10 protein-coding genes are annotated in these 16,961 nt (G+C 59.6%); 8 read left to right on the top strand and 2 right to left on the bottom strand.

Annotated elements, in window-relative coordinates:
• Window positions 1-21: 21 nt before the first annotated feature.
• Window positions 22-4,665 (bottom strand): NAD-glutamate dehydrogenase, encoded by a 4,644-nt coding sequence (locus INR99_RS08965; protein ID WP_194116001.1) that lies wholly within the window; start codon window positions 4,663-4,665, stop codon window positions 22-24.
• 187 nt (window positions 4,666-4,852) lie between these two features.
• Here INR99_RS08965 and INR99_RS08960 point away from each other — a divergent pair, with 187 nt between their 5' ends.
• The 3 genes from INR99_RS08960 to INR99_RS08950 all read left to right on the top strand — a co-directional run bounded on the left by INR99_RS08960 (window position 4,853) and on the right by INR99_RS08950 (window position 11,408).
• Window positions 4,853-7,039, top strand: a complete 2,187-nt coding sequence (locus INR99_RS08960; protein WP_194116000.1) for a DUF1631 family protein — start codon at window positions 4,853-4,855, stop codon at window positions 7,037-7,039.
• Window positions 7,040-7,086: 47 nt separating this feature from the next.
• Window positions 7,087-8,985 carry an ATP-binding cassette domain-containing protein gene (locus INR99_RS08955; RefSeq protein ID WP_194115999.1) on the top strand — a complete coding sequence of 633 codons (1,899 nt, stop codon included), beginning with the start codon at window positions 7,087-7,089 and terminating at the stop codon, window positions 8,983-8,985.
• Window positions 8,986-9,434: 449 nt separating this feature from the next.
• A complete protein-coding gene (locus INR99_RS08950; RefSeq protein WP_194115998.1) occupies window positions 9,435-11,408 on the top strand; it encodes a glycosyl hydrolase family 18 protein in 1,974 nt (657 codons plus the stop codon).
• Between the two features lie 150 nt (window positions 11,409-11,558).
• On the opposite strand, the gene INR99_RS08945 is transcribed toward INR99_RS08950, so the two are convergent.
• Window positions 11,559-12,335: a helix-turn-helix transcriptional regulator gene (locus INR99_RS08945; RefSeq protein WP_194115997.1), complete on the bottom strand. Its 777-nt coding sequence runs from the start codon at window positions 12,333-12,335 to the stop codon at window positions 11,559-11,561.
• 164 nt (window positions 12,336-12,499) lie between these two features.
• Between INR99_RS08945 and leuC the strand changes: the two genes are divergently transcribed.
• From leuC to leuB, 5 genes are all read left to right on the top strand, one after another.
• The gene (leuC, locus tag INR99_RS08940; RefSeq protein WP_194115996.1) at window positions 12,500-13,909 is read left to right on the top strand and encodes a 3-isopropylmalate dehydratase large subunit; all 1,410 of its coding nucleotides are present in this window, start codon (window positions 12,500-12,502) and stop codon (window positions 13,907-13,909) included.
• A 26-nt stretch (window positions 13,910-13,935) separates the two neighbouring features.
• Window positions 13,936-14,064: an entericidin A/B family lipoprotein gene (locus tag INR99_RS08935; RefSeq protein ID WP_194115995.1), complete on the top strand. Its 129-nt coding sequence runs from the start codon at window positions 13,936-13,938 to the stop codon at window positions 14,062-14,064.
• 71 nt (window positions 14,065-14,135) lie between these two features.
• Window positions 14,136-14,774: a 3-isopropylmalate dehydratase small subunit gene (gene leuD / locus INR99_RS08930; protein ID WP_194115994.1), complete on the top strand. Its 639-nt coding sequence runs from the start codon at window positions 14,136-14,138 to the stop codon at window positions 14,772-14,774.
• Window positions 14,775-14,903: 129 nt separating this feature from the next.
• A complete protein-coding gene (nagB, locus tag INR99_RS08925; RefSeq protein WP_194115993.1) occupies window positions 14,904-15,635 on the top strand; it encodes a glucosamine-6-phosphate deaminase in 732 nt (243 codons plus the stop codon).
• Window positions 15,636-15,790: 155 nt separating this feature from the next.
• Entirely contained in the window at window positions 15,791-16,855 is a 1,065-nt protein-coding gene (gene leuB / locus INR99_RS08920; RefSeq protein ID WP_194115992.1) for a 3-isopropylmalate dehydrogenase, read from the top strand.
• Window positions 16,856-16,961: the final 106 nt, after the last annotated feature.

The raw sequence follows: 16,961 nt of genomic DNA, 5'->3' as shown, positions 1-16,961 counted from the left end.
GGTGTGCCTCTAAGCGCTGTGTCAGCTGAGCAGCCGGGCTCGCAGTTCTCGCAGGGCCGCCGTGATCATGGCCAGGTCACAAGGGGCAGTGCGCAATTCGGCAAAGAGACGCCCGATGCGTGTCCGGTCATCGCCGTGCTGGTCGAGCCACGCCTCGCAGCCACTGCTGGCCGCGGCCAGCGTCAGTTCGGCGTGGATGCGGTGCAGTTCATCGCGGGCGGCCAGCCGCGCCAGCGTCTGCCAGCGGTTGCTGCGCGGCAGGGATTCGATGACGCTCGACAGCCAGTCCAGCTCCAGTGTGCGGTACAGCCCCAGATAGCTCTGGCAGAGCAGTTGCAGTTCCTGATCATCGAGGTGTTCGGGCAGACGCAGCAACAGTTCCATCATGCCAAGGGCATGTTCCAGTCCGGAGCAATATTCCGCGCTGTCGGCCTCGGTGGGCGCGATGCGACCCAGCAGAACCGGCCACAGGCTTAGCTGCCGCTCGCCGGGTTGCGGGTGCTGCAGCAGCCAGCGCGCCAGCCGTTCCGTGTGCTGGCGTACGGCGAGCAACTGGCGGATCTGTTCATTGGCGCCCAGCCGTGCGGCGGCCCCTTCGAGCTGACGGATGCGCTCGCCACCAGCGAGCAGTGCCTCGGCGCGCAGCAGCGCGTCGACCACCTTGTCTGCGCCCGATTCGGTTTCTTCGGTCAGGCGGAACACACAGGTCAGCCCGTACTGGTTGACGATGCGGTTGGTGATTGCAGTCGTAATGATTTCCCGGCGCAACGGGTGGCGGGCGATGCGGTTGCTGTAGTGTTCAACCAGGGCCTGCGGGAAGTAGGCGAGCAGGGTGCCGGCAAATTGCGGCTCGTCCGGGAGCGCGCTGGCCAGTAGTGACTGGCTGAGCACGATCTTGGCGTAGGCCAGCAGTACGGCCAGCTCGGGACGAGTCAGGGCCTGGTCAGCTTCCAGTCGCGACTGGATGACGCTGTCACTGGGCAGGTATTCCAGCCGGCGCGATAGTTTGCCGCTGGCTTCCAGTGCTTGCATGAAGCGCTGGTGCACCGGCAACAGGGAGACCCCCTGCGCCGCTTCCAGTGCCAGTGCCAGGGTCTGGCCGGCATTGTCGGCGAGAACCTGCGCCGCAACTGCATCGGTCATGCTGGCCAGAAGCGTATTGCGCTGCTTGATGGTCAGATCCCCGTCGGCCACGATGCCGCCGAGCAGGATCTTGATGTTGACTTCATGATCCGAGCAATCGACCCCGGCCGAATTATCGATCGCGTCGGTATGGATGCGGCCGCCATTAAGGGCGTATTCGATGCGTCCGGACTGGGTGAAGCCCAGGTTGCCGCCTTCGGAAACACAGCGGCAGCGCAACTCGCGTCCATCGACGCGCAATACGTCATTGGAGCGATCATTGACTTCGGCATGGCTTTGCGTGCTGGCCTTGACGTAGGTGCCGATCCCGCCGTTGTACAGCAGGTCGACCGGCGCCTTGAGCAATTGCTGGATTAGTGCATTGGGCTCAAGCTCATCGGCATCAATGCATAGGGCTTCGCGTATTTCGCTGGATATCTTGATTTTCTTTAGTGTGCGCGAGTATACCCCTCCTCCTTTTGAAATCAGGCTCGGGTCGTAATCTTCCCAGCTTGAACGCGGCAGCAGAAACAGCCGCTGCCGCTCTGCTAGCGATACTACGGGGTCGGGGGCCGGATCAAGGAAAATATGCCGGTGATCAAAAGCCGCCAGCAGGCAGATCCGGGGCGAGAGCAGCATGCCATTGCCGAAGACATCGCCCGACATGTCGCCGATCCCGACGACAGTAAACGCGTCCTTTAGCGGGGCAATGCCCAGCTCGAGGAAATGGCGCTCGACCGATACCCAGGCGCCGCGGGCAGTGATCCCCATTTTCTTGTGGTCATAGCCAGCCGAGCCGCCTGACGCGAAGGCGTCGTCAAGCCAGAAGCCGTATTCCTGGCTGACCGAGTTGGCCAGATCGGAAAAGCTGGCCGTTCCCTTGTCGGCGGCAACCACGAGATAGGGGTCGTCTGCGTCGCGCCGGCGCAGCCGTGCCGGCGGGATAATTTCGCCATTTTTGCGGTTGTCGGTCAGATCGAGCAGCCCGCGGATGAAGTTCTGGTAACAGCGCTGGCCGCACTCCAGCCAGGCTTCGCGTTGTACCGGCGGATTTTTCAGCACAAAGCCGCCTTTGGAGCCAACCGGCACAATGACCGTGTTCTTGACCATCTGTGCTTTTACCAGCCCTAGCACCTCGGTGCGAAAATCTTCGCGCCGGTCCGACCAGCGCAGCCCGCCACGTGCCACTTTGCCGCCACGCAGATGTACGCCTTCGAAATCGGCAGCGTAAACAAAGATTTCGAAGAGCGGTACCGGCTGTGGCATGCCCAGAACGCGCGCTGATTCGAGTTTGAACGACAGGTAGGCTTTCGGGGTGCCGGCAGGGGTGAGCTGGTAGAAATTGCTGCGCACCGTGGCCTCAATCGCGGAAAGCAGGCTACTGATGACCCGCTCGTCATCGGCATTCGGCAGTGCGACGCTGCCCTGGGCGATTTCTTCGGCCAGCAAATCAGCAACCGCATCCTGCGGATTGTCCGGATCGTGGCGCAGGTGAAAGAGCAGTGCCAGCTGGCGGGTCATGGACTGTAGCCGGATCAGTGTCTCGGCCAGATGTTCGCTGGCATGCTTGAGGCCCACTTGCTTGAGAAAACGGCAGTAAGCTCGCAGCAGTCGCACATCCTGCCACTCAAGTCCGGCGAACAGCAGCAGGCGGTTGAAGCTGTCATTTTCATTCTGGCCGGCAAAGGTCGCCGCAAACCCCTCCAGCAGACGCTGGCGGTCGGGTGTTTTTTCCAGGCTACAGCCATCGGGAAGTTCGATGCCGATATCAATCACCCAGGCCGGTGATACGCTGCCGATCATGACGGGATGTGGCCGCTCGTCAATCACGTGCAGGCCGAGGTTTTCCAGCAGAGGCAGGCAGTCCGATAGCGTGACGGAGTGGGTGTGATACAGTTTGATGCGCCAGTTTCGCCGATCCAGCGGCCCGGCCGGATGCAGCGCAAGCTGGAGCGTTCCGGCTGAACGTGCCAGTTCGATGTGGTCGATATCGTGTACGGCAACTTCAGGTTGATGTTCGGCACAGTATGCGGCGCTGAAGGCATGCTGATAGCGCTGGAAGAGCGTGTTGCCGGTTTCTTCCCCGTGCATGGCCAACAGGGCTTCCAGCAGTCCGTCCTGCCAGCGGCGCGCCATGACGGCAATGCGTGCTTCGAGTGTGGCGTTGTCCGTGAGCGGCGGTGGTGCATCGGGATTGCGATGAACCAGAAAATGGATGCGCGCCAGCGGGCTGTCGTTCATCGTGACGGTGAATTCGACGCGCGAGCCCGACAACTGCGTACGCAGCAGCTCGATGATTTTTTCCCGCAGGTCCGAGTTGTAGTTGTCACGCGGCACAAACAGCATGACCGAGGTGTAACGCCCGTAGAGATCATCACGGAAAAACGCCCTGACCCGTTGCCGCTCGTTGAGACCGAGGATGCCGCTGGCGATGCGGGCGAGACTCTCCGGATCGATTTCGATCAGTTCGTCGCGCGGGTAGGTGTCCAGAATGTTCAGCAGGGCCTTGCCGCGATGGCCGCTGAGATCGGCACTGCACAGTTGCAGAACCTGATCGATTTTCTGCCGGATCAGCGGGATCTGGCGCGATGGCGTGTTATAGGCACTGGCCGAGTAGAGCCCGAACAGGCGAAGTTCGCTTTCCAGTTCCCCCGCCGCATCAAAACGGCGCAGCATGACCAGATCGAGGTAAGCCGGGCGGTGGATGATCGAGCGGCGTTCGGATTTGGTCAGCTGGACCGGACGTTCGGCTGCATAGGCCTGAGCCCTGAGCGCGGCGGGCAGATGCTGCCAGACCCGCGAGGTGCCATTGCCTCTGGTATTGCGGATGATGCCAAGATTCGAGTCAGGGACGATATCCAGCTGGCCATCCTTGAGCAGATAGTCCCGGCAGCCCAGAAAAACGAAATTGCCAGCCAGCAGCCAGTCAAGAAATTCGGCCGCTTCGCCATGTGCGGATGCCGCCGGTTGACGGGAGAGCCATTCCCGTTCTTCGCCGACACGGCGGACCATGGCGGGCCAGTCTGCCACGGCCGCCAGCAGCGCCTGCAGGGCAGCATCGATTTCGGCTTCGAGCTCGTCAAGACGGGGGCCGGTAATCCGGTCGATTTCGAAATGCATCCAGGCTTCATGCCGGGTGCCGCCGAGATCGACGCAGAGTTCACCGGATTCACTCCTGATTCCGCGCATGACGGGATGAATGATCAGGTGGATTTTCAGCCCCTGCCTGGCAATGGCCATGGAAATCGTGTCCACCAGAAAAGGCATGTCATTGATGACCAGGTCGACGACTGTATGGCGGGATTGCCAGCCATGTTCCGAGAGTTCCGGATTGCAGATCGTGATGCGGTAGGCTTTGCCAGCTTCCGGTAAGGATTGGGCGAGACGAAGGTGCAGCAGAAACTGGCATAACCAGCTGTCCGGCGTGCGCACCGCTGTATCTTCTTCCGGCAAGTCTCTGAAATACAATGGAATCCAGCCAGCGGCGCTGGTACAGTCTCTGGAGGGGATCAGTTCCTGTAGGGTCTCGATCAAACGCGTCATTTCAGCCTCCTGCTGGTTTGTCTCAGCTTAGGCACTCACGGCTTGGCTTGCCATCGAAGTGACTACGGGCGTTTTGGATCTTGCAGACCAGAGTGGCGCTACAGGTGATGGCTGGTAGTGGATTTAAAATATCATGATGTGCTAATATTTATCAAATTCGTCTCATCCCGAGGCACGGAGCGTTGCCATGAGCATTCCGAATACGCAGTCGTCCAATCGAAGTGCAGCTGCTTCGGCCGGATTTGCGGCTGATCCGACGCTCGCCGCCTGCCGTGATCTTGCGATTCAGCTGCTGGGACAGTCGCTCGACGGTTTCTTTATCCGTCTTGAGCAAACCTATCTCGATCTGGCAGACAAAACCCACGACCGTGCCTTGCGCGATACCTATTTCGCAGCCCGCGCCGAAATGCAGCGCAAGCGAGCCGTGCTGGCTGAAGAGTTTCGCCAGCGTTTTATCGCTGCTTTCAATGCCCGCATGCAGCATGCACAAAGCCAGCAGGCCAAATCGGATTTCTACAAGGTCAAAGCGCCGGAGACGACGCTTTCCCTGGTTGCCAACGATGAATACGAAGAAAATCTGAGCGCGACCAATCTGGCTCAGGTACTGAAAAATAACGGCGGCGAAGAGTTGACCCAACTTGAGCAGCGTTTCGCTTCGCTGATTTCGCCTGACGAAGCCAGCGCCAACCCGATGAGTCCGGAGGCCATCTGCGAAGCCTTCCTGACTGCTTGCCGGCAACTGGAAAGCGGGCTGGATGCCCGCCTGGTGGCGCTGAAGGCATTCGAGCGCGAACTGGCCGGCCAAGTGGCGCAGGTGTACCGCAGTGTCAATCAGTTCCTGATTCAGCAGCATGTCGAACCTGTCTCGGTGCGCCCGAAAAATCCGCAGCGCCCGCCTTCGCGGCCAGTCGTGCAGCAGACGGCCACATCAGGGCAGGAGGCGTCACAGGCTGCGCCTGCAAGGTCAGCCGAACAGGGCGCTACCTTGCCTGTGCATGTCACCGAGGAACTTGCGGCCCACTTTACTGCACTGCAGCAGCAAGCCGAAGATGAGGGGGCGCCCGAAGCGCTGCATGCACAGCCTGCACCGCAGTGGCTCGAATTCCTGAGTGCCTTGCAAAAACGCAATCCCTTGCAGGGCAAGGCGGCGCCGGAAGGTGACGCGGTTGCGGATCCGCTGGCCGGTCGGAATATGGTGGCCATGCTGCGCTCGACGCAGTGGGCGAAAAAGCTGTCGCAGGTCGATGGCATGACGCTGGATCTGGTAGCGCTGTTGTTCGAACACATGTTCAACGACAGTCGCCTGCCGGTAACCGTCAAAGGATTGATTGGCCGCCTGCAGATTCCGGTGCTGAAAGTATCGATGCTTGATGGGTCGTTCTTCTCCCGCAAGAACCATCCGGCACGCCGTCTGCTTGACTGCATCGCCGACGCGGCGCTGGATGCACCGGACAAGATGGAAGCCGGCGACCAGCGTTTCGAAAAACTGGCGACTGTTGTCGCCTGGGTTGTCGCCAAGTTCGACGACAATGTCGAAGTCTTCGAGCTGGCGCTGCAGGAGCTGGAATCGTATCTGGCCGCCGAGCTCAAAAATGTCGAAGCCAGTACGGCCAGTACGACCAGCGAGCTGCTGGATAACGAAGTCAGCGAACTGGGGCGTGCCACTGCGGATACGCTAGTACGGGTGCGCCTGAGTACTCAGGAATTACCCATTCTGGTTGCTGATTTCCTGGCACGGCATTGGCGACCGGCTCTGGCGCATGCCTATGGCCCGCAAGGAGAAGAGGAGCCGCTATTCGCTGCACGGGTGAGGGCCATGGATCAGCTGATCTGGAGTGTCCAGCCCAAATCCGGGGCCGAAGAGCGCCTGCAGCTCGTCAATGTGCTGCCAGACATGCTGAAAACGCTGGAGGATGGTTCACGCGCAGCCGGCTCGAGCGATGAGGAATGCAAGGCCTTCTTTGCTGAACTGGTGCATTGCCATGCCGCCGCGATTCGTGCCGGGCTCAAGCCGCAGACTCCCGCGACTGTGGATCTGGCCGCGCCGGCCATTCAGGAGCAGGTTGCGCTCTTGCCAGCGCCCGAGCCGGTTCCTGCGCTGCAACCGGTGCCGCAGGATTTGCTGCCGGAGCGCGGGGAATGGGTCGAATTCTTGCTTGATGGCGAGGCGCAGCCACAGCGGCTGCGTGTCTCCTGGATCAGCCCCCAGGGAACTCGCTTCCTGCTGACCAATCGGTCAGGGGGGAATGGCAAGACTCTGTTGCGTCATGAAATGCATGCAGCAATTCGCAAGGGCTTGATCCGTCGCCTGAATGCCGATGGCTCACTGACCGATCGCGCCATTGACTCGGTTCGTCAGGTGCTGGAAGTCTAACGCGCGTTGGCAACGGGATCGGGCGGCGTCTGGTAAACTCCCGCCCCATGATCCGACTTATCAATCTCTCTATGCTGCGCGGCACCAAGCAACTGCTGGACCGCGTCAATCTGACCCTTCATCCTGGCAGCAAGACTGGCCTGGTGGGCGCCAATGGCGCCGGCAAATCCAGCCTCTTTGCCATGCTGCGCGGTGAAATCCATGCGGATTCCGGCGATCTGGACATGCCGCCCCGCATCACCATCGCGCATGTTGCGCAGGAAACCCCCGCATTGCCGATTTCGGCGCTGGATTATGTACTGCAAGGCGATGCCGAGCTCTGCCGTATCGAAAGCGAGCTGGCGGGAATTGCCGATCATGAAGGTCATGCCCACGCCGAGTTGCTGGCGCAACTGGAGGCAATTGATGGTTATTCGGCGCGGGCTCGCGCTGGCAAACTGCTGGCTGGTCTGGGCTTCAGTCAGGAAGAAACCGCACGGCCGGTATCAAACTTTTCGGGTGGCTGGCGCATGCGCCTGAATCTGGCTCAGGCTCTGATGTGTCGCTCCGATCTGCTGCTGCTGGATGAGCCGACGAACCATCTGGATCTTGAAACCGTGGTCTGGCTGGAAAACTGGCTCAACAGCTATCAGGGGATGTTGCTGGTCATTTCGCACGATCGCGATTTTCTGGACAACACCGTACGCCAGATTTTGCATATCGAGCGTGCGCAACTCGCACTCTATACCGGCAATTACGCCGATTTTGAAGAGCAGAAGGCGCAGCGCCTGGCATTGCAGCAGGCGGCATTCGAAAAGCAGCAGCGAGAGATTGCCCATCTCGAGTCTTTTATCACCCGCTTCAAGGCCAAAGCCAGCAAGGCCAAGCAGGCGCAGAGTCGCGTCAAGTCGCTGGAGCGCATGGAGCGCATTGCTGCCGCGCACGTTGATTCACCGTTCAGTTTCGAATTTCGCGAGCCTGAATCCAGCCCCAATCCATTACTGCGGATCGAAAATGGCAGTGCCGGCTATGATGCCGCGAATCCCATCCTGACCGGTCTGAATCTCAGCCTGGAAAAATCGGCGCGGTTGGGTCTGCTCGGGGTAAATGGCGCCGGCAAGTCGACCCTGATCAAGGCCCTGGCCGGCGAGCGCCCTTTGCTTGCCGGTCAGCTGGTTGAAGGCAAGGGGCTGAAGATCGGTTATTTTGCCCAGCACCAGCTTGAGCATCTGCGGCTGGAAGAGTCCCCATTGTGGCACCTGCAGAAACTGGATCCGACCACACGCGAGCAGGAGCATCGCAACTATCTTGGCGGTTTCGATTTCCGTGGCGAGATGGCGACCAGTCCGATTGCACCATTCTCCGGTGGCGAGAAGGCCCGGCTCGCACTGGCGTTGCTGATCTGGCAGCGTCCGAATCTGTTGCTGCTGGACGAACCTACCAATCACCTGGATATCGAAATGCGCCAGGCGCTGACTCTGGCCATGCAGGATTTCGAAGGCGCGCTGATTGTCGTCTCGCACGACCGGCATCTGCTGCGCGCAACGGTTGATGATTTCTGGTTGATCGAGGCAGGCCATGTGCGCCCCTTTGATGGTGACCTTGACGACTACACGCGCTACAGCCAGGACTTGCGCCAAAGCCAGCAGGGTGATTTGCGCGGTTCGGTGGCCAGTATGGATCGGCGCACCCAGAAACGTGAAGAGGCCGAAGCCCGGCAGCGACTGGCCAGTCAGCGCAAGCCACTGGAAAAAGAGCTGCAGCAACTGGAAAAGAAAATGGCACCACTCACCGAAGAGCATGCGCGCCTCAGTCAGCGATTGGGTGAGGAGGGGTTGTACGACCCTGCAAACAAGGATGAGCTGCAGCAGACACTGCGCCGCGAGGCGGAAGTGAAGGGGTTGCTGGACGAGTACGAGTTGCGCTGGCTGGAGCTGCACGAAGCGCTGGAGGCGTTGCAGGGCTAGGTTATTGAAGCAATACCCAAGATGGGTATGGTTTTGTAAAAGGGGTATTTGTTCTTCTTTGGGCAGATACCCCTTTTTGTTTTCGTATTTTCGTGCTCTGCCCTGAAGCATGCGTTTCCACGCCGCCCTGTTCGCAATACCAAGGTGCGGCTGTGTCAATGCGGCGGGCATCTGCCGAATGGCTTCTGAATTGCCTTTTGTTGCGCATCGGGCCGCGCATGGTGGGTCCGGGTTGTCGAGCAGCGCCATAGGCAGCACTGAGGTGACGCTCCACAAATGTGCGTTGATGTGATTTCTGCCCTGAATGGCGGTTCACCGTAAGCCAGATATTCGGTCGGCTTCACAAAAATGCAACACCGTTTCAAAACTAAATAAGTGTTAATCCTTACTCGTTCTGGTATCGAAGCATAATGCAATTCCATACCAATAATATCCTGGAGGGATGAGTAATGGATCAGAAAAAGCTAATAATGGCTTTGTTATCAACAAGCTTTGCTGTTTATGCTTCTGCGGCAACCTACCCGCAATGGGCTGAAGGAAATACCTATCAAGCTGGTGCTTATGTAAGTTATAACGGGCGTGACTACCAGGCACTGGTCACCCACACCGCTTATGTGGGCACCGGCTGGAATCCGCTGGCCTCGCCGACGCTGTGGAAGGATGTGACCGGTTCAGCGACGCCAGCTCCGACCGCGACACCGGCTCCGACAGCAACACCGGCTCCGACAGCAACACCACTTCCGACAGCAACACCACTTCCGACAGCAACCCCGACTCCGGCAGCCGGCTGTTATGTGACCTGGAAGTCCGGCACTGCCTATACCGGCGGCCAGCGAGTGACCTATAACGGGCGCAATTACGAAGCCAAGTGGTGGACAACCGATACGCCTAGCAATGCCGAATGGGGCGCCTGGAAGGATCTGGGGGCTTGTGGTGCCACTCCGACTCCGACAGCTACTCCGACCCCGACAGCCACTCCGACACCGACAGCTACTCCGACGCCGACAGCTACTCCGACCCCGACAGCTACTCCGACCCCGACAGCTACTCCGACGCCGACGGCTACTCCGACGCCGACAGCCACCCCGACTCCGACGTCTACCCCGACTCCGACAGGTAGCGTGGTTCCGGCTCCGGACAAGCCGCAGGTTGGTGCCTACTTCACCCAGTGGGGCGTGTATGACAGTGCCTACTTTGTGAAAGCGGTTGATACCAGCGGTGCTGCTGGCAAGCTCACCTTCATCAACTACGCCTTTGGCAATATCTATCGTCAGGCCGATGGTTCGGTGCAGTGTGACAGCGGCATCAACAAGGCTAACGAGAACAACACCGCAGGCGATGGCGGCGACGCCTGGGCCGACTACCAGATGGATTACAAGGCCAGCGACTCGGTCGATGGCGTGGGTGACGTCTGGGAAGACAAGCTCAAGGGTAATTTCAACCAGCTCAAGAAGCTGAAGAAGAAATACCCGAACATGAAGGTGCTGATCTCCCTGGGCGGCTGGACCTGGTCGAAGTATTTCTCGACTGCCGCAGCGAGCGATGCCAACCGCCAGAAGCTGGTGGCCTCGTGTATCGACGTCTATCTGAAGGGTAACCTGAAGAAGAGCGGTGGGGATCCGGCCGGTGGTGCAGCAGCCGCTGCCGGGATCTTCGACGGCTTTGACATCGACTGGGAATACCCGGGTGGCGGTGGTCTGGATGGCAATGTGGCCTCCGCTGCCGACAAGGAAAACTTCACCTTGCTGATGGCTGAATTCCGCAAGCAGCTGGAGGCGTACGGTGCTGCCAATGGCAACAAGCACTTCTACCTGACTGCGGCTATCGGTGCCGGTGTGGACAAGATCTCCAACACCAATCCGGCCGACTACAGCAAGTACATGGACTGGGTTAACGTGATGACGTATGACTTCCATGGCAGCTGGGAAGATACGACGAACTTCCATTCGCACCTGTATCCGGATCCGGCCGATCCGGGCGCCAATACGGTTGCTGGCAAGTACAACATCGATACCGCAGTAAATACGCTGATCAATGCGGGCATGCCGGCCAATAAACTGGTGCTGGGTGTGCCGTATTACGGCCGCGGCTGGGGTGGTGTACCGGCGGGCCCGAATGGCGATGGCCTGTATCAGAAGGCTACCCGTGCAGCCGGCAAGGTGGGTGTGAGTACAGAGGCCGGCTACGGTGATTACCGTGCGCTGGTGACTGCGACCGGAACCCGCAAGTACCATCCGGTCACCAAGCAGCTCTATCTGTATACCAGTACTGGTGACTGGTGGAGCTACGACGATCCGACCACCATCGCCAGCAAGGTGCAGTACGTCAAGGCCAAGGGACTGAACGGCCTGATGAGCTGGTCGCTGGATGCGGACACCGCGGATGCAGCATTGACCAAGGCCATGGCTGACGTCGCGAAGTAATCAGCTCGTGCTGAAATGAAAGACCCGGCTCAGGCCGGGTCTTTTTTTGTCTGCTGCGGGCGCTGATTTCAACCCCGTGCCCCGGACTTAGGGATCTGGTTGCAGCTTTTAGGTATTTTCCCCGGCCTGGCCGCAAACAATCGCCGCCTGTTAGCCGGCGACCGGGGTCAGGATGACCAGCTTGACGTCTTCCTGCTGCTCCAGCCGGAAGGTGTATTGCTGATAGCTGATGGCGCCAAGCACTGGATGATGGAAGCTGCGCACGCCGCCCTGGCGCTCCAGGACATCGTGGCGCAGCCAGCTGGCGCGAAACTCCGGGCTTTGCTCCAGCCGGTCAAAGCGCAGGCGAAAGGCCGGATCATCGCGCAGGCCATGCGTGTCGGCGCGAAATTCCGCAACCAGTCGCCGTGCCCGCTGCTCCCAGTCAGCCACCAGCTCGCGTGCGGCCGGGTCGAAGAACACATAATGCAGCAGATTCAGCGGTACCTCGCTGGCTGGCCAGCTGGTAAACAAGCTGCCAGCTGCGGCATTGAAGGCCTCGATGTCCCAGCACCGCCCGAGCAGATAGGCGGGTGTGCTGATGCGCTCGACCAGGGCCTGCTTGCTGCTGGCAGGCAGGATATCCTCATGGGTATGGGGCTGAGGATCAACTTTACCGGCTAGTTCGAACAGATACCCCCGCTGGGTTTTGTCCATGCGCAGGGCGCTCGCCAGTCGGTCGAGCACGGCAGGTGACATGCTGATGTCGCGCGCCTGCTCCAGCCAGGTGTACCAGGTCGGGCTGATGCCGGCCAGTTGCGCGACCTCCTCGCGACGCAGGCCCTGCGTGCGCCTGCGGCCACCGGCGGCAATGCCGAATTGCGCTGGCTCACAGCGCTGACGCAGTGATTTGAGAAAGTCGGCAAGTTCCTGCTGGTGATTGCTCATGGGGGCTTCGGCGGACTGGCTATTAGCATTTATACCAGTATAACTACTAGTCTTGTTCCGGTATCAAGGCGGCAGTATCCTTGTTGCAAATCCGTGCTGCGCGCTGTGCCGGCTTTTGGCATCATGCGCGTATTCGATGAACCGTTGCATGACCGGGAAGCGCCATGTCCTGTAAAACTTTGTATGACAAGCTCTGGGAATCGCACATTGTGCGCCAGGAAGCCGACGGCACCTGTCTGATCTATATCGACCGTCATCTGGTGCATGAAGTCACCAGCCCGCAGGCCTTCGAAGGGCTCAAGCTCGCCGGGCGCCAACTGTGGCGCAAGAGTTCGATCGTATCGACTGCCGATCACAACACCCCGACCAATGAATGGGACAAGGGCATCCAGGATCCGATTTCGCGCACCCAGGTGGAAACCCTGGATGCGAACATCAAGGAATTCGGTGCACTGGCCTATTTCCCGTTCAAGGACATCAAGCAGGGCATCGTCCATGTGGTTGGCCCGGAAAACGGCGCAACCCTGCCGGGCATGACGGTCGTCTGTGGTGACAGCCATACCTCTACCCACGGTGCATTTGCGGCACTGGCTCACGGTATCGGTACTTCCGAAGTTGAACACGTGATGGCCACGCAAACGCTGGTCGCGAAGAAATCCAAGGCCATGCTGGTGCGCGTTGACGGTGTGCTGGGCAAGGGCGTGACTGCCAAGGATGTGGCGCTCGCCATTATCGGCAAGATCGGCACCGCAGGCGGTACCGGTTACGCGATCGAATTCGGTGGCAGCGCGATCCGCGGGCTGTCGATCGAGGGGCGCATGACGCTGTGCAACATGGCCATCGAAGGCGGTGCGCGTGCCGGCATGGTCGCGTTTGACGACAAAACTGCCGAGTACCTGAAAGGACGCGATTTCGCGCCGAAGGGCGAACTGTGGGACAAGGCCGTCGCCTACTGGAGCTCTCTGGTCTCCGACGAGGGTGCGCAATTCGACGCCGTGGTTGAACTGAAGGCGGAAGACATTGCTCCGCAAGTGACCTGGGGCACCAGCCCGGAGCAGGTGCTGCCGGTGACTGCCGTGGTGCCCAATCCCGCCGACCAGGCCGATCCGGTCAAGCAGGCCAGCTATACCCGCGCGCTGCAGTACATGGGGCTGGAAGCCAACACCCCGATTACCGACATTCCGGTCGACAAAGTGTTCATCGGTTCCTGCACCAATAGCCGTATCGAAGACCTGCGCGCAGCCGCCGGGGTGGTCAAGGGCAAGAAAAAGGCGGACAGCGTCAAGCTGGTGCTGATTGTACCGGGGTCGGGTCTGGTGAAGCGCCAGGCCGAAGAGGAAGGCCTGGACAAGATCTTCATCGAGGCCGGTTTCGAGTGGCGCGAGCCGGGCTGTTCGATGTGTCTGGCCATGAATGCCGACCGGCTGGAGCCGGGCGAGCGCTGCGCATCGACGTCGAACCGCAACTTCGAAGGTCGGCAGGGACAAGGCGGGCGCACGCACCTTGTCAGCCCGGAAATGGCTGCCGCCGCGGCCATCGCCGGCCATTTTGTCGATATCCGCAACTGGAACTAATTCAACTCAATCCGGGAGGCTACATCATGAACAAACTCGCACTGTTTGCTGTTGTTATGGCTGTACTGACTCTGAGCGCCTGCAATACCGTTAGCGGCTTTGGCAAGGATCTGGAACACCTGGGTGGCAAGATCGACAAGAGCTCGGGCAAATAATCGCCACGGAGTCGCAGGGGCGCGCCACCGGGCGTACTCCCGGCTCCGGCAGAAATACGAAGGGCAATACAATGAAAGCATTTACCCAACTCAATGGACTGGTGTGCGCGATGGATCGCGCCAACGTCGATACCGACGCCATCATTCCCAAGCAGTTCCTCAAGTCGATCAAACGTTCCGGTTTCGGCCCGAATCTGTTTGACGAATGGCGCTATCTGGATCATGGCGAGCCGGGCATGGACAACAGCCAGCGCCCGCTGAATCCGGAGTTCGAACTGAATTTCCCGCGCTATGCCGGTGCGGAAGTCCTGCTGGCGCGCGACAACTTCGGCTGCGGCTCCAGCCGCGAGCACGCCCCCTGGGCGATCGAGGATTACGGCTTTCGCGCGCTGATTGCGCCGAGCTTTGCCGACATCTTTTTCAATAACTGCTTCAAGAATGGCCTGTTGCCCATCGTACAGCCTGCCGACGTGGTGGATCAGTTGTTCCGTGAAGCCGCTGCCAGCGAAGGCTATCGCCTGAATATCGATCTGGCCGCGCAAACGATCACCACGCCTTCTGGCCAGGTGTTCAGCTTCGAGATCACCGAGCACCGCAAGGCGTGCCTGTTGAATGGCTGGGATGAAATCGGCCTGACGCTGCGCCATGCCGATGAAATCCGCGCATTCGAAGAAAAGCGCAAGAGCGAGCAACCCTGGCTGTTCGCCTGAATGGCGCCGGTGCGGTGAAAATGCAGCTGAAAGCCGGCGATTTCGTTTACGTCAACTTTTCAGCAGCATTTTTGCCGTATAGTTACGCTGTTCTTTTTTAGTCACCCGTCAATACCGGAAACCATTCACATGATCCTGCATAAGTTCAAGAATCAGGCCGACCTCGATCGCGCCGCAGCCGATCTCATCATCTCCACCGTGCGCGCCAAGCCGAATGCCGTTCTGGGCATGGCTACGGGTGGCACTCCGGTTGGCCTGTACAAGGAAATCGTGAAGTCTCACCAGCAAGGCCTGGTGAGCTTCGCGCAAGCCAAGACCTTCAATCTTGACGAATACGTCGGTCTGCCGATCACGCATCCGGAATCCTATCGCGCCTTCATGCAGCGCAACCTGTTTGACCACATCGACATCAACCCGGCCAACACCCATGTTCCGAACGGCAATGCCGCCGATGTGGATGCCGAATGCCGCCGCTACGACGAAATGATGTACGAGCAAGGTCCGGTTGACCTGCAACTGCTGGGCATTGGCCACAACGGCCACATCGGCTTCAACGAGCCTGACACCCAATTGTCGCGCTTCACCTACAAGGTGACCCTGAAGGACGAAACCCGCGAAGCCAACAAGCGCTTCTTCAACAGCCTCGACGAAGTGCCGACGCACGCCGTAACCATGGGCATGGGTTCGATCATGCAGGCCAAGGCCATCCTGCTGGTGGTGAAGGGCGCCGAGAAGGCCGCCATTCTGGATGCCACTCTGAATGGCCCGATTACCACGCAAGTGCCGGCTTCGCTGCTGCAAACGCACCCGCGCGTGATCGTGATGACCGATTGCGACGTGGAATACAAGCGCCAGCCGTAAGACTCGACCGCCTGGTCAGGAAAGAGGGGCTAGCCCCTCTTTCTTTTTGGCATGATTGCTGAATGAAAGGCATTGTCCTTTAGGTATATGGCTGTAACCTATTTAAATAATGACTTGCAGGCATATACCCTGTATTGATTGACTGGAGAACACCTATGAAGATTTTGGTTCTGCCCGGTGACGGCATTGGTCCCGAGATTGTCGCGCAAGCGAAAAAAGTCCTGAACAAGCTGGCAGCGGAAGGCATGCCGATCGAGCTGACCGAAGCGCCGCTGGGTGGCGCGGCGTACGATCAGTACGGCAGCCCGTATCCCGAATTCACGCAGAAGCTGGCGCGCGAAGCCGATGCCATTCTGCTGGGGGCGGTTGGCGGCCCGCAGTATGACAAGCTGGAGCGTCCGCTGCGCCCGGAGCGCGGCTTGCTGGCCATCCGCAAGGATCTGAACCTGTTTGCCAACCTGCGCCCGGCCATTCTGTATCCGGAGCTGGCCAATGCCTCCACCCTGAAGCCCGAAGTGGTGTCCGGTTTGGACATCCTGATCGTGCGCGAATTGACTGGCGACATCTATTTCGGCCAGCCGCGCGGCATTCGCGTGAACGACAACGGTGAGCGCGAAGGCTTCAATACCATGCTGTACGCCGAGTCGGAAATCCGCCGTATCGGTCACGTCGCCTTCCAGGCGGCGCAAAAGCGCGGCAAGAAGGTGTGCTCGGTCGACAAGGCCAATGTGCTGGAGACCACCGAATTCTGGAAGGAAATCATGACCGACGTGGCCAAGGAGTACCCGGATGTGGAGCTTTCCCACATGCTGGTCGATAACGCCGCGATGCAGCTGGTGAAAGCGCCGAAGCAGTTCGACGTCATGGTGACCGGCAATATCTTCGGCGACATTCTGAGCGATGAAGCGTCGATGCTGACCGGCTCGATCGGCATGCTGCCCAGTGCCTCGCTGGATGCCAACAACAAGGGTCTGTACGAGCCCAGCCACGGTTCGGCACCGGACATCGCCGGCAAGGATGTGGCCAACCCGCTGGCGACTATCCTCTCGGCCGCGATGCTGCTGCGCTATACCTTCAATGAAGAAGCTGCGGCGCTGCGCATCGAAAACGCGGTGAAGAAGGTGCTGGCCGACGGCCTGCGCACTGCCGATATCTACGAAGCTGGCACGATCAAGGTTGGCTGCTCGGCCATGGGTGATGCGGTGGTGGCTGCGCTCTGAGCGTTGACGTTGCCCCATGAAAAAGCCGGCTTGCAGCCGGCTTTTTCATGGGCTGGTCATACGGGAATGTCAGGATTGCTCCCGGCCTTGTTGCAGCGCAAACCCG

It is taken from the genome of Chitinilyticum piscinae, assembly GCF_015223195.1.
In the GTDB taxonomy this organism is placed as follows: Bacteria; Pseudomonadota; Gammaproteobacteria; order Burkholderiales; family Chitinibacteraceae; genus Chitinilyticum; species Chitinilyticum piscinae.
The sequence above is the reverse complement of the archived record's forward strand: the minus strand, read 5'-3'. Positions and strand labels throughout refer to the sequence as shown.

Excerpts from the sequence above, each read along its gene's own strand:
- INR99_RS08965 (WP_194116001.1), bottom strand. The coding sequence starts at position 4,665 with ATGACGCGTTTGATCGAGACCCTACAGGAACTGATCCCCTCCAGAGAC.
- INR99_RS08960 (WP_194116000.1), top strand. The coding sequence starts at position 4,853 with ATGAGCATTCCGAATACGCAGTCGTCCAATCGAAGTGCAGCTGCTTCG.
- INR99_RS08955 (WP_194115999.1), top strand. The coding sequence starts at position 7,087 with ATGATCCGACTTATCAATCTCTCTATGCTGCGCGGCACCAAGCAACTG.
- INR99_RS08950 (WP_194115998.1), top strand. The coding sequence starts at position 9,435 with ATGGATCAGAAAAAGCTAATAATGGCTTTGTTATCAACAAGCTTTGCT.
- INR99_RS08945 (WP_194115997.1), bottom strand. The coding sequence starts at position 12,335 with ATGAGCAATCACCAGCAGGAACTTGCCGACTTTCTCAAATCACTGCGT.
- leuC (WP_194115996.1), top strand. The coding sequence starts at position 12,500 with ATGTCCTGTAAAACTTTGTATGACAAGCTCTGGGAATCGCACATTGTG.
- INR99_RS08935 (WP_194115995.1), top strand. The coding sequence starts at position 13,936 with ATGAACAAACTCGCACTGTTTGCTGTTGTTATGGCTGTACTGACTCTG.
- leuD (WP_194115994.1), top strand. The coding sequence starts at position 14,136 with ATGAAAGCATTTACCCAACTCAATGGACTGGTGTGCGCGATGGATCGC.
- nagB (WP_194115993.1), top strand. The coding sequence starts at position 14,904 with ATGATCCTGCATAAGTTCAAGAATCAGGCCGACCTCGATCGCGCCGCA.
- leuB (WP_194115992.1), top strand. The coding sequence starts at position 15,791 with ATGAAGATTTTGGTTCTGCCCGGTGACGGCATTGGTCCCGAGATTGTC.